The sequence below is a fragment of the Bartonella sp. LJL80 genome (assembly GCF_054871565.1).
In genome coordinates, this window is record NZ_JBTXLM010000001.1 from 473,061 (window position 1) to 493,050 (window position 19,990).

The following is a 19,990-nucleotide window of genomic DNA, read 5'->3' on the forward strand; positions in this document are numbered from 1 at the left end:
ATGCTAGACATAACAAACCGGATAAAACACCGATGAAAACAGATGTAAGCACAGTCCGTCCACAACCCCGCAAAGGTATTCTGGATATTGCTGCCTATGTGCCCGGCTCAAGCGAAGCTTCAAATGGCAAAAAAACCTATAAACTTTCTGCCAATGAATCACCGCTTGGCCCATGTTCCGCTGCAATCGATGCCTACCGGCAGGCAAGTGCGCATCTGGAGCTTTATCCCAATGGTTCCGCAACGCCTTTGCTGGATGCCATATCGGAAGTGACGGGTCTGGCTGTTGGAAATCTGATGGCAGGCAATGGTTCCGATGATCTCTTGGGGCTTATATCCAATACCTATCTTGCTGCCGGTGATGAAGGTATCATGACCGAGCACGGTTTCAATGTTTATGAAATTCAGATACGAGGCACCGGTGCCACGCCGATTATCGTGAAGGAAAAAGACTGCCGCATTGATGTCGATGCAATATTAGCGGCAGTGACCGACAAAACAAAAATCGTGTTCATTGCCAATCCGGGCAATCCGACCGGTACCTATTTGACGACATCGGAAGTCAAACGGCTTCATGCCGGCCTGCCAAAAAGTGTATTGCTGGTTCTCGACGGCGCTTATGCGGAATTCGTCACCGAAAACGATTTTGAGGCGGGGATAGAACTCGTCTCTGCAAACGACAATGTCGTAATGACCCGTACTTTTTCGAAAATCTATGGTCTTGCCGGTTTGCGTATCGGCTGGATGTATGGCCCGAGCCACGTCATTGATGCGGTCAACCGTATACGCGGTGCATTCAATGTCAGCGTACCCGCGCAGGCCGCCGGCGCAACGGCTATCCGTGACCGTGATTATCTCGCCAAATCCATAGCCTACCACGCCGAATGGCGTGAATGGCTCAGCCAGGAGCTGACCGCACTGGGACTGAAAGTCACCCCATCGGTTACAAACTTTCTACTTATTCATTTCCCCGCCGATAAAGATAAATCGGCAGCGCTTGCCGACGATTATCTGAAAGCCAATGGCTATATTGTGCGCCGCGTTACCGGATACGGATTTCCGAACGCGTTGCGCCTTTCTATTGGATCCGAGGAAGCAAACCGCGGCTTTATTGCCGTATTGAAAGATTTTTTGAAGTAGAGAAAATGTCTGAAGTAAAATTCGAAAAAATTGCACTGATCGGCATCGGCCTGATCGGTTCATCACTCGCCCGCGTGATCAAGCAAAAAAAGCTTGCCAACCACATTGCAATTGCCACACGCAGCGAAGAAACGCTTGCACGTGCTGCTGCATTAAATCTGGGTGACAGTTACACAACCAGCAATGCGCAAGCCGTGCAGGACGCCGATCTCGTCATCGTCTCGGTACCGGTCGGTGCATCTGCCAGTGTTGCAAAGGATATTGCGGGTTCGCTGAAACCGGGCGCCATCGTTACCGATGTCGGCTCGACAAAAGCATCGGTTATCAATCAGATGAAACCGGAATTGCCCAACACAGTCTCTTTCATTCCCGGGCACCCGATAGCGGGAACAGAATGTTCCGGCCCGGATGCCGGCTTTGCCGACCTCTTTATCAATCGCTGGTGCATTCTTACACCGTTGCCGCATACCAATGACGAAGATTTGGCCAAGCTTACCCGTTTCTGGGAAGCCTGCGGATCCCGCGTGGACCGCATGGATCCGGAACACCATGACCTTGTTCTGGCAATTGTATCCCATCTGCCGCATCTTATTGCCTATAATATTGTTGGCACGGCGAGCGATCTAGAAAAGGTGACAAATTCCGAAGTCATTGCCTATTCAGCGTCCGGTTTCCGCGACTTCACGCGTCTTGCGGCATCTGACCCGACGATGTGGCGTGATGTCTGCTTGCACAACAAGGATGCTATTTTAGAAATGCTGGGGCGGTTCACTGAAGACTTGGCATCCTTGCAACGGGCTATCCGTTGGGGTGATGGTGACGCACTTTTCGAATTGTTTACGCGCACCCGCGCCGTACGTCGCGGTATTATCGACGCCGGACAAGAAGTGGATGCACCCGACTTTGGACGTCAGGTGGTCAACAAACATCCTGAAGATCTTGGCTAAGCAGTGAACTCTGAATGAAAAAAGCGAATGCCGGTTTGTCTTGACCTGACAAACCGGCATTTCTTTAGACTATCGCTTATATAACGATTTATCTTGGAGTGAATGCCTTAAACGATAGGGCTTTTTTGGAACGTTCGATGGAAAGCTTCATCAAGTCTTATCAGTCGTCTTTATGATCGGCCTTTATCTCTGCAATTTTCGCTTTAATATCTTCCGGTCGGTGCGGTAAAACCTCGCGTGGCATTTCACGCCAATCTTCCGACTGGTCACGATGCATGGATGCACGCGATAGCAGCATCAACGTTACCGGCGTTGTTACAATGAGAAAGATTGTCAACAGAAGTTCATGAACGACCAATTTATGGTCGACCAACGTTGAATAAATGATCGACGCAATGATGATCCCGCCTACCCCCCAACTTGTACCAAGAGTCGGCATATGCAGACGCTCATAGAAGCTCTTGGCGCGAGTCAGGCCTATCGTACCGATCAGGGTCAGACCAGAACCCCATAATAAAAATGCTACGATTGTTATAGACAACCAAAGAGGGATTTCTTCGCTCATTCTATCACCTCCCCCCGCATCAGGAATTTAGCCAATGCTGCACTGGAAACAAAACCCAGAAGTCCGATAACCAGGGCCGCCTCAAAATATATCGTTGTGCCTGAACGCATGCCGAAAGTGAGAAACAACATCATCGTGGTGACATAAAGCGTATCAAGCCCCACCACCCGATCTTGCGCCCGCGGGCCGCGCAACAAACGCAGAAATGCCAGCATCATCCCAAGCCCTAAAAAGATTTGAGACAGATTTATCCCCCAATACAGTATGACGGTACTCATTGGAAAATCTCCAGAAGCAAGGTTTCATAACGACGTTTGATAAGCTGCTGCCAATATTCTTCATCGGTCAAATCCAGCACGTGAACCAGCAACTCACTGTTTTTGCTATTATAGGATACCCAGGCTGTACCCGGTGTCGCAGTCATGACGCATGCCAATACTGCAAGGCCCGTTCGGCTTTTCAGTTCCAGCGGAATGATGATGAAACCTGAACGATGCCCCTTGCGTCCGCCAAAAAGTATATAGCGCGCAACAGCAAGATTGGACGTGGTTACATCGACAACCACACGAAAGAAGAGAACGATGATCGCCCCCCAGCTATGGATATGGACTTTCTCCGGTTGCAGAAGCTGCATTAAAATACCGCCAAATACGCCAACGATCATGCCGATAATGCATTGGCCCAGCGAAAAACCGCTGAGTACCAACCACATGATAACGATGGAGAAACTCAAAAGCGGGTAAGGCAATATACGTCTCATGGCGCAACTCCTCCGCTTTTGGCCATTGTGCCGGGTAAAACACTGCCAATGTAATCACGGGGGTTATGCAATTCCGCGGCCGCTTCGGCCATATAATCAGCCACCGGCCCGGCTGCCAGCGTCAGCATAAGACAAAGAGCAAGAAGCCCGGCAACAGGCGCAAATTCAATGACCTGAACCCGCGGAACCTTACCCTCGATCGATGCCCAGAACGTGCGGATGCCTGTGCGGGTCATCGAGACAAGGGCTGCAAATCCCGACAGAATAACAAAGGTTACAAACACCCAATCACGAACGACCGGCATATAGCCATCTGCATCCAGTCCGTTTGGATTAAACACACCGGTTATCATCATAAATTTGGCGATAAAGCCGGAAAAAGGCGGCATGCCGATAATCAGAATCGCGGAAATACCAAAACATGCCCCTAAAATTGCCAAGGTTGCGGGAAGATAGGTACCAACCTCATCTTCCTCCTCTTCCTCTTCGTCGCCATAAACTTCCATGGTCACAGCCAGAACATTGGCTGCGGTATCCTGACTGCGTTCAACGAGTTCGACCAACAGAAAAAAAGCGGCCAGTGCCAATGTGGAAGATACAATGTAAAAAAGCGCCCCCGCGGTGAGCGATGCATTCCCAGTGCCAATGGCTGCCAGCAAGGTTCCCGATGACACCAAGACACTATATGCCGCCAAACGACCAAGCGCCTGACTGGCCAAGACGCCGATAAACCCGAAGATCAACGTTGCAAGACCACCATAAAACAAAACGTCATTGCCAAAGTCTTCCAAAACACCGCTTTCCGGCCCGAACAACAACAATGTCAAGCGCAAGATGACATAGATGCCCACTTTGCTGAGTATAGCAAATGAAGCCCCAACGGGCGCTGCTGCGGAACTATATGTGGGTGTGAGCCAGAAATTGAGCGGCCACATCCCAGCCTTCACAACAAAGGCCAGACCAAGAATGGCCGCACCGGCCTCGAAAACAATGCGATCCTGGGTGGGGATTTGCGCAATCTTTGCTGCAAGATCGGCCATGTTCAACGTACCGGTAACACCATAGATCAAGGCCGCGCCAATCAAAAAGAATGACGATGCAATCAGGTTGATCACCACATAGTGCATACCCGAACGCACACGGGCTTGACCGCTTCCGTGCAAAGCCAATGCGTAGGACGCCGTCAGCATCACTTCGAAAAACACAAACAGGTTGAAAAGATCGCCGGTCAGGAAAGCACCATTGACGCCTACCATAAGAAACTGCATGAGCGAATGAAAATGTGGCCCGGCTTTGTGCCAATGCGCCAGCGAAAATACCAGCGCTGCAGCTCCCAATATGCTCGACAACAGAACCATCATGGCGCTCAACCGGTCAAGAACCAGCGTGATACCGAACGGCGCAGGCCAATTACCCAGCGAATAGACATCGGCACTGGGCGATACTTCCACTGCACGAGCAACCAACATCAAAGCGATAAGAACCAGAATACCGGCAGAACTCAGACTGATGATCGACTTCAACTTCCGCCGACGTTCATCATAGAATAGAAGAAGCGCACCCACTGCCATTGGCAGAAGAATAGGCAATATCATGATGTGGTGCATAAACTCGCCCATCATTTCGGCTCCCGCCCATCGACGTGATCCGAACCGGTCAAGCCGCGTGAAACCAACAATATGACAAGAAATAATGCAGTCGTCGCAAATCCGATGACGATAGCCGTCAGTACCAATGCCTGCGGCAGAGGGTCAGCATAATTGCCCGGATTGATAGGGCTGGATGGATCGACAATGGGTGCAGCATTTGTACGCGGCCTGCTCATCGAAAAGATGAATAGATTGACCGCATAAGAAATCAAGGACAGGCCAAGAATGACCTGAAAGGTACGCGGCCGCAAAATGAGCCATATGCCAGAACCGGCAAGGATGCCGATACCGAGAGAAAGCACGACTTCCATCAGCGTTCCTCCTCTTTCGCAGCAGTGGTTTTTCCAACGCGATAGCGACGGATAGATTGGTGGGCAATAGCAATTAACATCAACACGGTTGCGCCGACCACAAGTGAGAATACACCAAGGTCAAACAGCAAAGCAGATGCGGTCGGCATTTTGCCGATAAAAGGAATATCGGTATATTGGAAATAGGATGTCAGGAACGGATAGCCGAAGAGCCAGGAGCCTGCACCGGTGGCAAGCGCCATAAGCAATCCAAAACCGATCCAACGCAGGGGAAGGACTGTCAGGTGGCTTTCCACCCAGCGCGTTCCCGAAGCGACATATTGCAGAATAAACCCGATGGCCATGGTGACACCGCCTGCAAAGCCGCCGCCGGGCAAGTCATGCCCGCGCATGAACAAATAAACGGCAAATGCCATAATGACCGGGAACAACCAGTGCATGATGATGCGCGGAATGGCAAGATAATCAGAAATCGTATCGCCCACCTCACGGTCAGGCTGTGCTTCATCAAAGGCGGACTGTATACGCTGTTGCGTCGGTGCCTCAACACTTTCCGCAGCCGGACGAAAACGACGCAACAAAGCAAATACCGTGAGCGCCACAATGCCCAATACGGCAATTTCACCCATCGTATCGAAACCGCGGAAATCGACCAGCAAGACATTGACGACATTGCGCCCGCCAGCATCCGAATATGCATGGGTAAGGAAGAAATCCGAAATCGTCGGCCCTTGCGGACGCGTCATGACAGTATAAGAAAGCCACGCAAGCCCACCGCCGCCGATGATCGCTATAACCAGATCGCGACTGCGACGTATCCAAGCCGATATTCCGGCTGGCATCGGGTCGGGATCCTCCCAACGTTTGGGCAGCCAACGTAATCCCAATAGCAACAATACCGTGGTGACAACTTCAACCACAAGCTGCGTCACTGCCAAATCAGGGGCAGACAACCATAGGAATGTTGCACATGTCATCAAACCAGCGCCACCAAGCAGCATCAAAGAGGCAAGTCGATGGAACTTGGCTTGCCACGCCACAGCAATTGCGCATGCTGCACCAATAAGCCAGATAACAATAAAGGGTAAATCCAAAGGAAATAACGGCAAGGGGCCTGCCGAAATGCGGCCATTTTGCCAGATCAACAAACCAATCACCACAACGGCAGCCAAGACAACCCAACGCACTTGAACCTGCAAACGCCGTGTTGAAAGGAACGCCTCCGCCGTGCGAGCCCATTTCCACGAAATAGTAACAAGGACACGCTCAAAGATACGTTGCCCCTTCAAATGGCGGAAGAAGGGCGGACCTTCATCGCAGGATTTGAGATATTTGCGCGCCATAATGTAAAGCAGAATACCGCCGAACAACGCAATCATACTCATGATCAGCGGTGTATTGAAACCATGCCATAAAGCCAGACTGTATGTCGGCGTTGACGGCCCGAGAACAGCAACAACGGCATTATCAAGAATGTGCCCGATTGTAAAATTTGGGAAAATACCGACAAGAAGGCAAAGGAAAACCAATAATTCTATCGGCAGACGCATAAAATGCGGCGGCTCATGCGGCGTTTTGGGCAAATCGCGTGGCTTGGCACCAAAAAACACGCCGTGTATAAAGCGTACAGAATAGGTCACGCTGAACAGGCTGGCGAGCGTTGCAACATAAGGGGTGATCCAGTCGAGCCATGATTCCATGTGGGTCTCGACGGCTTCGGCAAAAAACATTTCTTTTGACAGAAATCCATTGAGCAACGGCACACCCGCCATTGCCGCGCTGGCAACCAGCGCCAACGTTCCCGTTATCGGCATATATCGAAATAGCCCTGAAAGTTTGCGCATGTCGCGCGTGCCGGTTTCATGATCGATGATACCGGCGGCCATAAATAAAGACGCTTTGAACGTCGCATGATTGGCCATATGAAAAATGGCAGCGACACAGGCAAGCGGGCTCCCCAGACTCAATAATGTTGTGATGAGACCGAGATGGCTGATGGTTGAATAGGCCAAAAGACCCTTCAGATCCTGTTGGAACATGGCAAAATAGGCACCGGTCAACAATGTCGTCAAGCCAGCCAGACCAACAATCCAGAACCAGGCATCGGTGCCTGCAAGCACAGGCCAAAACCTTACCATCAAAAAGACGCCGGCCTTAACCATGGTTGCCGAATGAAGATAAGCAGAAACAGGAGTTGGTGCTGCCATTGCATTGGGCAGCCAGAAATGGAATGGAAATTGCGCACTCTTGGTCAAGGCACCCAAAAGGATGCAGATAAGCGCTGGTATGTATAGGGGACTTGCTCTGATGATTGCGCCGGATTTCAACACAACATCAAGATCGTAACTGCCGACAATATGGCCGATAATCAACATACCGACGAGAAGCGCAAAGCCACCGAATCCCGTTACAGTCAGCGCCATGCGCGCACCATCGCGGGCGCTGGCATTATGATACCAATAACCGATCAGCAAAAAAGAAAAGATGCTTGTCAATTCCCAAAAAATGACCAGCAGAACGATGTTGCCCGACAGGATCATTCCCATCATCGATCCCATAAAAGCAAGGAAGAATGAAAAGAAGCGAGGAACGGGATCAGCCGGGTCCATATAGTAACGGGCGTAGATAACAACCAATAAGCCAATGCCGGTAATCAACAAGGCAAATAACCACGATAGCCCATCCATGCGCAATGTCAGGTTCAAGCCCCATTCGGGCAGCCAGGCAATGTCCATGCGAACCGTATTGCCACCCGAGATAGCGGGATAGAGCATGATCGTGAAGAGAAGACCGGAAAGGGCGACTGCTCCGGCAAACCAGGCTTCATTGTTTTTTGCTGTTGAACGAAAAAAACCGATAACAGCGCTACCGACAAAGGGGAGTAAAACCAGCAATATCAACATTGCTTCCCGTGTTGTCATGTTTTGCGCACCATCCTGCTTTTTGGGGTCTCTTCGATATGTAGGTCAATGAATCGGCATCGGAAATACCCACATGACCATATTGAACGGCTTAAAGCATAATGCGCAAGCCCTTTCAAAAGCTTAACAGCAGAAATTTGTCCTTTTTTTTACATAAATCGAAAAAATATTAAAATTGGCACCTGAATATTCATAGTGCCGAATCCTCTGTTTTTCGTGATGGTATGATGACGACTGCGCATCATCCCTTATAGTAGCGCGATACACATTGCTTGCGCGGGCCTTCGAATGGCTGATAGCTGTTGTCGGCGCTGGTATAGGATTTATATTTGGCCGCGCAATAGTCGAGATGGTTTTTCAATTGCCATGGTTTATCATCAGCGCTGCGCGTTTTTTGATTGGCTTTCTTCGGTTTGATGATAGCAGGTGCCGCTTGCGCTCCAGGTTGAAAAGCCGCCTCAGGATACCACCAACCATCACTGTGTTTGCGATAGCCGCTGCGATGATGGCGATAGCCTTTGAAACCGTTCCATTCACCGCGGCTTTTACTGGTAAGCGCACCATCTTGTTGTGTGACTTTTACAACGACTGCTGATTGATCTTCCAGATCAGCAGCAGAAACCGGCAAAACCAAAAGGCATCCGGCAATGATTATAGCCGAAAAAACACGAAGCAATTCCACCGGATAGCGCATTCTACACCTTTAAAAAATCCCTACACGGTCATGACTATAGCAAACACGGAATTCAGAAATCGCACTGTTTTAAGCTATGGTTAATGAAGAACATATTTGCGCTTGGGGCATTCTGTTTCTATATGTGTCGTGCAATTAGCGGATCAAGACGCATCCGTTCAAACCTTCAGGACAAAGCCATGCTACAAACGCCATACTATCTGATTGATAAATCCAAGTTGATGCGCAACATGGAAACAGTCGCACGGCTTCGTGAACTATCCGGTGCCAAAGCCCTGCTTGCGTTGAAGTGTTTTGCCACTTGGGGTGTCTTTGACTTCATGGCCGATTACATGGATGGCACAACCTCGTCATCCCTTTATGAGTTACGCTTGGGACATGAAAAGTTTGGCAAAGAAACGCACGCTTATTCTGTCGCTTGGGCCGACTATGAAATCGATGAGGCTATCGGTTATGCGGATAAAATCATTTTCAATACCATTGGTCAGCTTGAACGCTTCGATGAAAAATCCAAATCAATCCAGCGCGGCTTAAGGCTTAATCCCGGGATAAGTTCCTCCAGCTTCGACCTTGCAGATCCGGCTCGCCCGTTCAGCCGTCTGGGCGAATGGGACCGTGAAAAAATCGAAACGGTCTTGCCGTCGGTAAGCGGCTTTATGATACACAATAATTGCGAAAATGGTGACTTTGCTCTTTTTGATCAAATGCTGGGTGATATCGAAACGAAATTCGGCGGATTGTTCAAGCATGTCGATTGGGTAAGTCTAGGCGGCGGCATTCATTTCACCGGCGAAAACTATCCACTTGAAGCCTTTGCCGATCGTTTGAAACGCTTTTCCGATGACCACGGTGTCACTGTCTTTCTTGAGCCTGGCGAAGCATCGATAACCAAAAGTACAACTTTGGAAGTGACGGTTTTGGACACGTTGCATAATGGCAAGGATCTGGCGATTGTGGACAGTTCCATAGAAGCGCATATGCTCGATCTTCTTATTTACCGTGAAAGCGCGAAACTTAATCCTGATGCTGGCCCGCATGAAATTATGATTTGCGGAAAATCTTGTTTGGCGGGAGATATTTTCGGCACATTCCACTTTCCGCAGAAACTGCAAATTGGCGATCGGCTATCCATTCAGGATGCCGCTGGCTACACCATGGTTAAGAAAAACTGGTTTAACGGTGTCAATATGCCAGCCATCGCGATAAAAGAATTGGATGGAACCACTCGTGTTCAACGCGAATTCGGGTATAAGGACTATAGAGACAGTCTTTCTTAACAAGGTTGTCATGTAAACAGCATAGATTGACGTGAAGAGTTAAAAGGAGACAAACCGGGAATGAAAAAGAATGTCCTGATTATTGGTGCGGGCGGCGTGGCACAGGTCGTGGCCCATAAATGCGCTCAACATAACGATATTCTCGGTGATCTTCATATCGCTTCACGAACGCTGCAAAAATGCGAGGCGATCATCGCTTCCGTCAAAGAAAAGAAGTCCATGAAGGTGAAAGGCGTGTTCGACACCCATCACCTCGATGCCATGAATATCAAGGCCACCACCGACCTCATCCGTAAGACCAACAGTCAGATCGTCATCAATGTCGGATCGGCCTTTTTGAACATGTCTGTTTTAACAGCCTGTATCCAAACCGGCGCTGCTTATATCGATACGGCGATTCATGAAGATCCGCTGAAAATCTGCGAAACACCACCATGGTATGGCAATTACGAATGGCCGCGTCGGGAGGAATGTGAAGAGGCTGGCGTGACCGCAATTTTGGGTGCGGGCTTCGACCCCGGCGTCGTCAACGCCTACGCTGCTTTGGCACGTGATGACTATTTCGATAAGATGGCTGACATTGATATCATTGATATTAATGCAGGCGATCATGGCCGGTGGTTTGCAACGAACTTTGATCCGGAAATCAATTTCCGCGAATTTACCGGGCAGGTCTGGTCCTGGCAAAATAGCAAATGGACGTCAAACAAGATGTTTGAAGTGGGCCATGAATGGGACCTACCCGTTGTTGGCAAGCGCACCGCCTATATGACTGGCCATGACGAAATTCATTCCATGTCTAAAAATCTAGATGTGCCCAATATCCGTTTCTGGATGGGCTTTGGCGAACGCTACATCACCGTGTTCAATGTGCTGAAAAACCTCGGGCTTCTTTCAGAGCAGCCGATTAAAACAGCCGAAGGGCAGGAAGTCGTTCCGTTGAAGGTAGTCAAAGCCGTGCTGCCCGACCCCTCATCATTGGCACCCGATTACACCGGTAAAACGTGTATTGGTGATCTGATCAAAGGTGAAAAAAACGGCAAACAGCGGGAAGTTTTCATCTATAACATCGCAGACCACAAGGATGCTTATAATGAAACCGGTGCGCAAGGCATATCCTACACTGCCGGTGTTCCTGCCGCCGCTGCTGCACTCTTGGTAGCAAGCGGGGACTGGGACGTGAAGACGATGGCCAATATCGAAGAATTGCCACCCAAACCTTTCCTCAAGCATCTCGATAAAATGGGTTTGCCAACGCATATCCGTGAAGGCAAGGATGATAAAAAACTAAGTTTCTGATCGATGCAAAACCGGCTTATAGCATTCGTTTTTCTAGTTCTATCGGGTCTAATCAACCCGGCCCTATCTGAAACGACGTCTACGGAACCATCTAAAGTTTTTGAAACCTTGTTTGGACCGTCGTACGGAACAATCATTATCAACAAAGTGCCTGCTTGTAGCGGGCGCGATTTGATTGAAATGCTGTCACCGGAAAAAAAACAGATTCTGCAACAAAAGGCGCAGGCGATCGTCAATGGTCAAGGGCGGTTTTGGAAAATCGACAGACCGGGAAAAGCGACATCTTGGCTTTTCGGTACAACGCACGTTACCGATGATGATGTGAACAAACTGACCTCGCAAGAGCAGAAGGCGCTTGAGAAAGCCGATAGGGTTGTGCTCGAATTAGCAGAGATCGGCACGGAAGGCGATAACCCGCTATTGGCGGAAGTCTCGGCCGATCCAACCTTGTTCAAGGTTGCTGAGGGAAACACAATTGAGGACCAACTGACTGACGAGGAGTTTGCGCATTTTCGATCAAAATTGCGCAAGCGCGGCCTGAATTATCGTCTTATTTCGAATATGCAGCCTTGGATTATATGGACAACCCTCAGCATACCTTCTTGCGAAACGCTGCGGATACAAACCGGATTAAAGCCGCTTGATCAAAGAATTGCCTTAACCGCTCAAAGCGCGGGAAAACCTGTCATCGGACTGGAAACCATTCCAGAACAACTGGCCGCGCTACAGAACCTACCAATTGCATTTCATGTGCATGCAATTTTGGATAGCATCGCTGATCCGACTTTTAACCGCGATTTGTTTTACACGCAGACAAAGCTTTATCTGCAAGGCAATATTGCAGAAATCATGTCACTGGATGAAGTGTTTGAGGGTGAAACCACAAAGCGGGATATGGCAGTTTTCAAAACAATTCTTATCGATCAACGCAATGCCCGCATGGCCCAGCGCGCAGCTCCGCTATTAGAAAAGGGTGGAAGTTTTATCGCTGTTGGTGCGGCCCATCTTCCCGGTAAGAATGGCTTAATCGAGAAATTTCGTAAAATGGGTTACCATGTCACCCGTGTGGACCAGAAATCATAAAAGCCACAAAAGCTTCTATTAAAAAAAGCCACGCTTGGTCGCGTGGCTTTTTCATTTTTATCGACGGGGAAAGATTAGGCTTTTTTGGCCATTGCATTGCGGATGAAGCCGATAATCGCCGTTAAAATAATACCGCCGCCGCCGCCAGCTGCGACTTGGCCCAATACACCGTTCATCATCGTTTCTGCGCCACCATTGCTTAACCACGCCATTGCCTGGCTAAGAATAAGGCCGCCAATACCACCAGCAATAGAATTGCCTGTGGCACCTAAGCTGATTTTCTTAATCGCACCGGCGATGTTACCGCCGACCGCACCTGAAACGATCTGTATAATCAGTGGAACCAATGCTTCCATTTCGACTCTCCTGTCTGGTTTAGGCTTTGCCTGATTGCAGCCTATATGGAACAGGCTTCGTCGCTGACAAGGCAATCTGTCCGAAAAACGAACATGTCGCGTCGAGAAGCTGCGATACCGAAATAAAAAAGGCTGCCAAAAACATGGCAGCCCTTATTAATCTAAAGATATGTCGGTCTACATATGCAACGGCTTGGCAAAAGTCGCCAATGCAGCTTCCCTTACGGCTTCCGACATGGTCGGATGCGCATGGCATGTGCGTCCCAAATCTTCCGATGAACCGCCAAACTCCATCAAAACGGTAATTTCGTGGATCATTTCACCAGCACCAAAGCCAAGAATATGGCCGCCTAGCACCTTATCTGTTTTCTTGCAGGCAAGGATCTTGACCAAACCATCGGTTTTCTGCATTGCGCGGGCACGACCGTTAGCTGTGAATGGGAATTTGCCCACCTTATACTCAATACCGGCCGCTTTCAGCTCTTCCTCGGTTTTACCAACAGAAGCAACTTCAGGCTGGGTGTAAACAACACTCGGAATAACATCGAAATTGACATGACCCTTTTGACCCGCGAGAATTTCTGCAACCGCCACGCCCTCATCTTCAGCCTTATGCGCGAGCATAGGGCCTTTGACAACATCGCCAATAGCATAGATTCCAGGGACATTTGTTTGCCAATAGGCGTCAATATCAACACGTCCACGCTCATCCAACTTCACACCAGCTTGCTCCAAACCCAAGCCATCGGTGTAGGGACGCCGGCCCGTTGCAACCAATACGATATCGGCTTCCAATGTTTCAGCCGCTCCACCCTTGACCGGTTCAAACGTCACTTTGGCGCCAGAACCCGTCTTTTCAACGCCTGTTACCTTGGCACCAAGCTTATATTCGATACCCTGTTTTTCCATGAGCTTCTGGAACTGTTTGGAGATTTCACCATCCATCGGCCCCAAGACCTTGTCGAGAAATTCGACAATCGTCACCTTGGCGCCAAGACGGCTCCATACCGAACCCAATTCCGAACCGATAACGCCCGCACCGACAACCACCATACGCGCTGGCACTTTTTCCAAAGCAATAGCACCCGTTGAAGAAACGATGACCTTTTCATCGATTTCAACATTCAATCCCGGAATACCCGAAACATCCGATCCGGTCGCAATCACGATATTCTTGGTTTCCAATGTTTGTTTGGCACCGTCATTGCCTGTAACTTCAACTTTTCCTGCAGCGAGAATTTTAGCTGTACCGTAAACGGTATCAATCTTGTTTTTCTTCATCAGAAAAGCAACGCCACCGGTATTGGCATCAACCGTTGTCTTTTTGTGGTTCATCATCGCGTTGAGATCAAGCGTAGGCTTGGAAACCGAAACACCCAAGGTCTCAAAACCATGATTGGCTTCGGCAAATACTTCTGAGGCATAAAGCAACGCCTTTGACGGGATGCAACCGACATTGAGGCAGGTGCCGCCTAATGTTTCGCGTTTTTCAACGATGGCGGTTTTCAAACCGAGCTGTGCCGCCTTGATTGCTGCTACATAACCACCGGGTCCGGCCCCAATCACCACTACATCATACGACATTATTTTTCCTTTCATTCAGGCCATAGAGGCCCATTCAAAAATTCAAGCTTTCAAGAGGCTTTTTGAAACATCAACCGCACACCAAGCGCGATAAACACTGCACCACTTACCCTGTCGATCCATTTTGATGCTTTATAGAAAGCTGCCCTGACCAATGGCGCTGTCATAAAAACACTGACCAATGTGAACCAGATAATCAACAAGAATGACATTGACAAACCATAACCGAATTTTACCGACATTGGTGTCGTAGCGGCAACCAGTGTTGAAAAAATGGAGAGGAAGAAGAAAACCGCTTTGGGATTAAGCACGTTGACGACAAAACCCAGCAAAAATGCTTTCTTCAAGCTTTGCGGTAGAGGCTTTACCGCACCACTTTCTGCAATCGTGGCTGTCGATCCGCCAGAGGTTAAAGCCCTGAAACCGATATAAAATAGATAGGCAACACCCAGCCATTTGACCACATTGAACAAAAAGATCGATTTCGAAATAATCAATCCCAATCCCAAGATTGTATAGCTTACATGAAACAGCAACGCCGAACCAATCCCAAAAGACGTTACAATTGCATTTTTACGTCCATGCACCAGCGATTGGCGCAACACCATTGCGAGATCGGCACCGGGCGTTATTGCCGCTATGAGGAATATAGCCATGAGCGTTGCCCATTCGGCAAAATAATAATGCATGGACTATCTCCACAACGCAGCAAGCATAATGACGAGACCGGCAATAGATGCCAGCCAAATGAGAGAGCGGATATAAGGAATGCCCGCTAGATAAAGTGGCAGATAGACAAGTCTGGCAACCAGCCAAACCGTTCCTCCTGCGACTGTCAGCATGACATCGACCGGTTGAAATTCAGCCATCAGCATCAGTGCTATAAAAGCGGGATAGGTTTCACGAAAATTGGCACTCGCTCGCCCAGCTCTGCCGGCAAGAACCGACTGTGGCTTTTCATTTCCGTCACGCGGACCGGCATTCCATGTGCGTCCCAAGTCTTTTGTGGCGAAAAAAGCCTGCAAAAAAATATGCACCAACAGCAGGATGACACTGAGAGCCAAGAGTGCTGTTGGTGCATTGATCATGCCAAGACTGCCTTCCAATTAGAGATCAAGAACCAAACGTTCTGGATCTTCGAGGCTTTCTTTAATGCGGACGAGGAATGTCACGGCTTCCTGACCATCGACAATGCGATGATCGTAGGAAACGGCAAGATACATCATCGGGCGCACAACGACCTGCCCGCCAACAACCATCGCACGTTCTTTGATCGCATGCATGCCCAAGATACCGGACTGCGGCGCGTTAAGAATAGGTGTCGACATCAACGAACCATAGACGCCGCCATTCGTAATTGTGAATGTGCCGCCCTGCATATCTGCAACTGCAAGCTTGCCATCACGAGCCAAACGTCCCAAACGGCCGATCTCTTTTTCAATCTCGGCAATGGACATCTGGTCGGCATCACGCACAACAGGAACAACCAGGCCTTTCTCCGTACCGACAGCGATGCCGGCATTGACATAATTCTTATAGATAATGTCTGTACCGTCAATTTCGGCATTCACTGCCGGAATTTCTTTCAGTGCATGACAGACTGCCTTGGTGAAAAAGCCCATGAAACCGAGCTTGACGCCATGTTTCTTTTCGAAAACGTCCTTATAGCGTTTGCGCAGATCCATAACAGCCGACATGTCAACTTCGTTAAAGGTGGTCAACATGGCTGCTGTGTTCTGGGCATCTTTCAAGCGACGGGCAATTGTCTGGCGCAGTTTGGTCATCCGTACGCGTTCTTCGCGTGCTGCATCCTGTGGTGCGGAAGCAGCACGTGGAGCTGTTGGTGCGGGCGTCGAAGCGCTGGTGCCTTTTGACAAGGCGTCGAGAACATCACCTTTGAGGATTTGTCCACGTTTGCCCGAGCCGTCAACCTGATCGGTTGAGACATTGTTTTCCGCCATCAATTTTGCAGCGGAAGGTGCAGGCTGCATGGTTGAGGAAGACGCTGAAGCGGCCGGTGCAGCAGCGGGTGCTGGTGCGGCGCTTGCGGGTGCGGCAGGTTTTGGAGCAGAAGGTGCCGCGCCTGCAGCTCCTTCCTCAACCGAAGCCAAAAGCGCATTGACCTCAACTGTATCGCCTTCTTTTGCGACGATTTCAGACAATTTTCCAGCAACAGGCGAGGGAACTTCAACTGTTACCTTATCGGTTTCAAGTTCCACCAGCGGTTCGTCCATAGCAACAGAGTCGCCAGGTTGTTTGAACCATTTGCCAATGGTTGCTTCAGTAACGGACTCGCCCAGAGTAGGAACGCGGATTTCAGTAGCCATAATATTTTTCCATACGTCAGAGTGATAAGATAATTAAGCCAACGCGTCTTCAAGAAACGCTGCAAGCTGTTCAAGATGTTTGGACATGAGCCCCGTTGCCGGCGAAGCGCTGGCAGGACGACCGGCATAACGGGCACGCGGATATTTCGCGCCAATATGTGCAAGCACCCATTCCAGATAAGGCTCGATAAATGACCATGCACCCATGTTTTTCGGCTCTTCCTGACACCAGACAATTTCAGCCTGCAGGAAGCGCGAAAGAACATTGACCAAAGCCTTTGCCGGGAATGGATAAAGCTGTTCCACGCGCAGCAGATAAACATCGTCTAAGCCGCGCTTTTCACGCTCTTCATAAAGGTCGTAATAAACCTTGCCCGAACACAAGACAACGCGGCGGATCTTATTATCCTTCTGCAGCTTGATCGGCTGATCTTTGAGATATTGTGCATCATCAAGCAACAAGCGGTGGAATGTCGTATCCGCCCCCATTTCGCTGAGTGAAGAAACCGCACGCTTATGGCGCAAAAGCGATTTCGGTGTCATCAGGATCAATGGTTTACGGAAATCGCGTTTGATCTGACGACGCAGAATATGGAAGTAATTTGCCGGTGTCGTGCAGTTTGCAACCTGCATATTATCTTCCGCACAAAGCTGCAGATAACGCTCAAGGCGTGCCGATGAATGCTCTGGTCCCTGGCCCTCGAAACCATGCGGAAGCAGACAGACAAGTCCCGACATTCTGAGCCATTTACGCTCACCCGAAGAGATGAACTGGTCAAAAACAACCTGCGCACCGTTAGCGAAATCGCCAAATTGTGCTTCCCATAGGGTCAAACCGCGTGGCTCTGCAAGAGAATAGCCATATTCGAAACCCAATACGGCTTCCTCGGACAGCATCGAGTTGACGACTTCATAAATCGCCTGTCCCTTTTGCAGATTATTCAACGGAATGTAACGGTTTTCGTTTTCCTGGTCATAGAGCACCGAATGGCGCTGACTGAATGTGCCACGTTCCACATCTTCACCCGACAGGCGAATTGGTGAGCCTTCGACACAAAGCGAACCAAAGGCCAAAGATTCGGCTGTTGCCCAATCAATACCCTCGCCCGTTTCAAACATTTTTGCACGATTGTCGAGAAAACGCTGAATGGTTTTATGGACATGGAAGTCTGCAGGAACTTCAACAAGCTTCTGACCGATTTCCTTCAAGGTCTTGGCTGCAACACCCGTGGCTCCACGACGCTGCTCATCTGCATTGTCAGCAGCCTTCAAACCCGTCCAAGTGCCATCAAGCCAGTCAGCCTTGTTTGGCTTATAGGACGAACCAGCCTCAAACTCGACTTCAAGCTTGTCACGCCAGCTATGCTTCTGCGCATCAAGCTCTTCAGTCTTAATCAGACCCTCCGCTTCCAACTGTTCGCCGTAAAGCTGCAAGGTCGTCTTGTGACCGCGGATAGCCTTATACATTAGCGGCTGCGTGAATGAAGGCTCGTCACCCTCATTATGGCCATAACGACGGTAGCAGAACATGTCGATGACAACAGGTTTGTGGAATATCTGGCGGAACTCTGTTGCTACCTTAGCGACAAAGACAACCGCCTCCGGATCGTCTCCATTGACATGGAAGATCGGTGCATCAATCATCTTCGCCACGTCAGAAGGGTAGGGTGACGAACGAGAGAAACGCGGATTGGTGGTGAAGCCGATCTGGTTGTTAATAATCACATGAATGGAACCGGCAACCCGATAGCCCTTCAAACCGGACAGACCCAATGTTTCCTGAATAACGCCTTGACCAGCAAAAGCGGCATCGCCATGAATGAGAAGCGGCATGATCTTGGCACGTTCGCTCAGCGGTACGAGGTCGGTACGGGTAGGCCCAACCAGCTGATCTTGCTTGGCACGTGTTTTACCAATGACAACCGGGTCAACAATTTCCAAGTGAGAAGGGTTTGGCAGCAGTGACAAATGCACCTTATTGCCATCAAACTCACGATCGGACGATGTACCCAGGTGGTATTTCACATCGCCTGAACCTTCAACATCGTCAGGCTTGTAAGAACCACCCTTGAATTCATGGAAGATAGCACGGTGCGGCTTGGACAACACCTGTGAAAGCACATTCAAACGACCACGGTGGGCCATACCGAAAATAATCTCTTCAACACCAAGCGCGCCACCGCGTTTGATGATCTGCTCCAAAGCCGGTATCAGCGCTTCGCCGCCATCAAGACCGAAACGCTTCGTGCCCTTGTATTTGGTGTCGAGGAATTGCTCGAAGCCTTCAGCTTCAACCAACTTGTTCAAAATGGCTTTCTTGCCTTCAGGGGTGAAAGCCACCTGTTTGTCGGGTCCTTCGATACGTTCCTGAATCCAGGCTTTTTGTGCTGGATCAGAGATATGCATGAATTCGACACCGATGGTTGAACAATAGGTGCGATTAAGGATTTCCAACATTTGCGGGATCGTTGCATATTCGAGCCCTAAAACATTATCGATGAAGATTTTGCGATCATAGTCTGCCGGTGTGAAACCATAAGTCTCGGGCGACAATTCGTTGTAATCTTCCGGCTTTTCAGCCAGCTGCAAAGGATCGAGCTTGGCGTGCAAATGACCGCGCATGCGGAATGCACGAATCATCATGATAGCCCGTACGGAATCGCGTGTCGCTTGAATGATATCGGCGTCACTAACCGCCGGAGCACCCTTTGTCGTAGCTTCTGCGGCTTTGCCCTTGAGCTTGTCACCCATATGTTTTTCAACAACGGGCCAATCACCATCAAGGGCCGAAACAAGTTCTCCGCTTTCCTTCAATGGCCAGTTATCACGCTGCCAGGATGCACCTTCGGCGTTTTTCAGCACGTCTTCTTTATTATCGTGAAGAGCCTCGAAAAATTCACGCCATTGCGGATCAACGCCGGCCGGATTTTTTTCATATTCGGCATAAAGCTGATCAATATAATCCGCATTGCCACCGTATAGAAACGAGGTCTGCGCAAAAAGATCGTTTGACTGGTCCTGCCTTGCCATTTGTTCTGCCGGAACGCCTGTTCCGTCTCCTTAAAATCCGCGGAAAAA

The 19,990-nt window shown here is 49.6% G+C and carries 18 protein-coding genes; 5 read left to right on the forward strand and 13 right to left on the reverse strand.

All coding sequences use genetic code 11. From position 1 onward, the window contains the following. Positions 1–32 precede the first annotated feature (32 nt). Both hisC and ACYSNS_RS02150 read left to right on the forward strand, forming a co-directional pair. The gene (gene hisC / locus ACYSNS_RS02145) at positions 33–1,139 is read left to right on the forward strand and encodes a histidinol-phosphate transaminase (protein WP_461721475.1); all 1,107 of its coding nucleotides are present in this window, start codon (positions 33–35) and stop codon (positions 1,137–1,139) included. A gap of 5 nt (positions 1,140–1,144) precedes the next feature. Further along, positions 1,145–2,086 (forward strand): prephenate/arogenate dehydrogenase family protein, encoded by a 942-nt coding sequence (locus ACYSNS_RS02150; RefSeq protein WP_461721476.1) that lies wholly within the window; start codon positions 1,145–1,147, stop codon positions 2,084–2,086. 160 nt (positions 2,087–2,246) lie between these two features. Here the strand turns inward: ACYSNS_RS02150 and mnhG are convergent, their stop codons facing one another. From mnhG to ACYSNS_RS02185, 7 genes are all read right to left on the reverse strand, one after another. Next, positions 2,247–2,651 (reverse strand): monovalent cation/H(+) antiporter subunit G, encoded by a 405-nt coding sequence (gene mnhG, locus ACYSNS_RS02155; protein WP_461721477.1) that lies wholly within the window; start codon positions 2,649–2,651, stop codon positions 2,247–2,249. Continuing rightward, positions 2,648–2,929: a K+/H+ antiporter subunit F gene (locus ACYSNS_RS02160; RefSeq protein ID WP_461721478.1), complete on the reverse strand. Its 282-nt coding sequence runs from the start codon at positions 2,927–2,929 to the stop codon at positions 2,648–2,650. Before ACYSNS_RS02160 ends, mnhG begins: the two co-directional genes overlap by 4 nt. After that, positions 2,926–3,411 carry a Na+/H+ antiporter subunit E gene (locus tag ACYSNS_RS02165; RefSeq protein WP_461721479.1) on the reverse strand — a complete coding sequence of 162 codons (486 nt, stop codon included), beginning with the start codon at positions 3,409–3,411 and terminating at the stop codon, positions 2,926–2,928. The genes ACYSNS_RS02160 and ACYSNS_RS02165 overlap by 4 nt, the downstream gene beginning before the upstream one ends. Next, positions 3,408–5,030, reverse strand: a complete 1,623-nt coding sequence (locus ACYSNS_RS02170; RefSeq protein ID WP_461721884.1) for a monovalent cation/H+ antiporter subunit D — start codon at positions 5,028–5,030, stop codon at positions 3,408–3,410. The genes ACYSNS_RS02165 and ACYSNS_RS02170 overlap by 4 nt, the downstream gene beginning before the upstream one ends. Further along, complete coding sequence (locus tag ACYSNS_RS02175; RefSeq protein ID WP_461721480.1) at positions 5,030–5,371, reverse strand: Na+/H+ antiporter subunit C; 342 nt, start codon at positions 5,369–5,371, stop codon at positions 5,030–5,032. Before ACYSNS_RS02175 ends, ACYSNS_RS02170 begins: the two co-directional genes overlap by 1 nt. Beyond that, entirely contained in the window at positions 5,371–8,292 is a 2,922-nt protein-coding gene (locus ACYSNS_RS02180) for a monovalent cation/H+ antiporter subunit A (RefSeq protein WP_461721481.1), read from the reverse strand. Before ACYSNS_RS02180 ends, ACYSNS_RS02175 begins: the two co-directional genes overlap by 1 nt. A 241-nt stretch (positions 8,293–8,533) precedes the next feature. Further along, positions 8,534–8,986 (reverse strand): BA14K family protein, encoded by a 453-nt coding sequence (locus ACYSNS_RS02185; RefSeq protein ID WP_461721482.1) that lies wholly within the window; start codon positions 8,984–8,986, stop codon positions 8,534–8,536. Positions 8,987–9,165: 179 nt separating this feature from the next. On the opposite strand from ACYSNS_RS02185, the gene ACYSNS_RS02190 reads away from it, so the two are divergent. The 3 genes from ACYSNS_RS02190 (at position 9,166) to ACYSNS_RS02200 (ending at position 12,645) form a co-directional block, all read left to right on the forward strand. Then, positions 9,166–10,263 carry a carboxynorspermidine decarboxylase gene (locus tag ACYSNS_RS02190; RefSeq protein WP_461721483.1) on the forward strand — a complete coding sequence of 366 codons (1,098 nt, stop codon included), beginning with the start codon at positions 9,166–9,168 and terminating at the stop codon, positions 10,261–10,263. Positions 10,264–10,323: 60 nt separating this feature from the next. Further along, complete coding sequence (locus ACYSNS_RS02195; RefSeq protein ID WP_461721484.1) at positions 10,324–11,562, forward strand: saccharopine dehydrogenase family protein; 1,239 nt, start codon at positions 10,324–10,326, stop codon at positions 11,560–11,562. Between the two features lie 108 nt (positions 11,563–11,670). Next, on the forward strand, positions 11,671–12,645 hold the full coding sequence (locus tag ACYSNS_RS02200) for a TraB/GumN family protein (protein WP_461721485.1): 975 nt from the start codon (positions 11,671–11,673) through the stop codon (positions 12,643–12,645). 74 nt (positions 12,646–12,719) lie between these two features. On the opposite strand, the gene ACYSNS_RS02205 is transcribed toward ACYSNS_RS02200, so the two are convergent. The 6 genes from ACYSNS_RS02205 to ACYSNS_RS02230 form a co-directional block, all read right to left on the reverse strand. Beyond that, positions 12,720–13,001, reverse strand: coding sequence for a hypothetical protein (locus ACYSNS_RS02205; protein ID WP_461721486.1), 282 nt, complete (start codon positions 12,999–13,001; stop codon positions 12,720–12,722). Between the two features lie 177 nt (positions 13,002–13,178). Then, complete coding sequence (lpdA, locus tag ACYSNS_RS02210) at positions 13,179–14,585, reverse strand: dihydrolipoyl dehydrogenase (protein WP_461721487.1); 1,407 nt, start codon at positions 14,583–14,585, stop codon at positions 13,179–13,181. Positions 14,586–14,635: 50 nt separating this feature from the next. After that, positions 14,636–15,274: a LysE family transporter gene (locus tag ACYSNS_RS02215; RefSeq protein WP_461721488.1), complete on the reverse strand. Its 639-nt coding sequence runs from the start codon at positions 15,272–15,274 to the stop codon at positions 14,636–14,638. Positions 15,275–15,277: 3 nt separating this feature from the next. Next, a complete protein-coding gene (locus ACYSNS_RS02220; RefSeq protein ID WP_461721489.1) occupies positions 15,278–15,673 on the reverse strand; it encodes an MAPEG family protein in 396 nt (131 codons plus the stop codon). Positions 15,674–15,691: 18 nt separating this feature from the next. Further along, entirely contained in the window at positions 15,692–16,912 is a 1,221-nt protein-coding gene (odhB, locus tag ACYSNS_RS02225; RefSeq protein WP_461721490.1) for a 2-oxoglutarate dehydrogenase complex dihydrolipoyllysine-residue succinyltransferase, read from the reverse strand. A 33-nt stretch (positions 16,913–16,945) separates the two neighbouring features. Then, positions 16,946–19,942 carry a 2-oxoglutarate dehydrogenase E1 component gene (locus ACYSNS_RS02230; RefSeq protein WP_461721491.1) on the reverse strand — a complete coding sequence of 999 codons (2,997 nt, stop codon included), beginning with the start codon at positions 19,940–19,942 and terminating at the stop codon, positions 16,946–16,948. Between the last annotated feature and the right edge of the window lie 48 nt (positions 19,943–19,990).

Bases quoted from the DNA above. Each gene is read 5' to 3' on its own strand.
- hisC (WP_461721475.1), top strand. From the start codon at position 33: ATGAAAACAGATGTAAGCACAGTCCGTCCACAACCCCGCAAAGGTATT.
- ACYSNS_RS02150 (WP_461721476.1), top strand. From the start codon at position 1,145: ATGTCTGAAGTAAAATTCGAAAAAATTGCACTGATCGGCATCGGCCTG.
- mnhG (WP_461721477.1), bottom strand. From the start codon at position 2,651: ATGAGCGAAGAAATCCCTCTTTGGTTGTCTATAACAATCGTAGCATTT.
- ACYSNS_RS02160 (WP_461721478.1), bottom strand. From the start codon at position 2,929: ATGAGTACCGTCATACTGTATTGGGGGATAAATCTGTCTCAAATCTTT.
- ACYSNS_RS02165 (WP_461721479.1), bottom strand. From the start codon at position 3,411: ATGAGACGTATATTGCCTTACCCGCTTTTGAGTTTCTCCATCGTTATC.
- ACYSNS_RS02170 (WP_461721884.1), bottom strand. From the start codon at position 5,030: ATGGGCGAGTTTATGCACCACATCATGATATTGCCTATTCTTCTGCCA.
- ACYSNS_RS02175 (WP_461721480.1), bottom strand. From the start codon at position 5,371: ATGGAAGTCGTGCTTTCTCTCGGTATCGGCATCCTTGCCGGTTCTGGC.
- ACYSNS_RS02180 (WP_461721481.1), bottom strand. From the start codon at position 8,292: ATGACAACACGGGAAGCAATGTTGATATTGCTGGTTTTACTCCCCTTT.
- ACYSNS_RS02185 (WP_461721482.1), bottom strand. From the start codon at position 8,986: ATGCGCTATCCGGTGGAATTGCTTCGTGTTTTTTCGGCTATAATCATT.
- ACYSNS_RS02190 (WP_461721483.1), top strand. From the start codon at position 9,166: ATGCTACAAACGCCATACTATCTGATTGATAAATCCAAGTTGATGCGC.
- ACYSNS_RS02195 (WP_461721484.1), top strand. From the start codon at position 10,324: ATGAAAAAGAATGTCCTGATTATTGGTGCGGGCGGCGTGGCACAGGTC.
- ACYSNS_RS02205 (WP_461721486.1), bottom strand. From the start codon at position 13,001: ATGGAAGCATTGGTTCCACTGATTATACAGATCGTTTCAGGTGCGGTC.
- lpdA (WP_461721487.1), bottom strand. From the start codon at position 14,585: ATGTCGTATGATGTAGTGGTGATTGGGGCCGGACCCGGTGGTTATGTA.
- ACYSNS_RS02215 (WP_461721488.1), bottom strand. From the start codon at position 15,274: ATGCATTATTATTTTGCCGAATGGGCAACGCTCATGGCTATATTCCTC.
- ACYSNS_RS02220 (WP_461721489.1), bottom strand. From the start codon at position 15,673: ATGATCAATGCACCAACAGCACTCTTGGCTCTCAGTGTCATCCTGCTG.
- odhB (WP_461721490.1), bottom strand. From the start codon at position 16,912: ATGGCTACTGAAATCCGCGTTCCTACTCTGGGCGAGTCCGTTACTGAA.
- ACYSNS_RS02230 (WP_461721491.1), bottom strand. From the start codon at position 19,942: ATGGCAAGGCAGGACCAGTCAAACGATCTTTTTGCGCAGACCTCGTTT.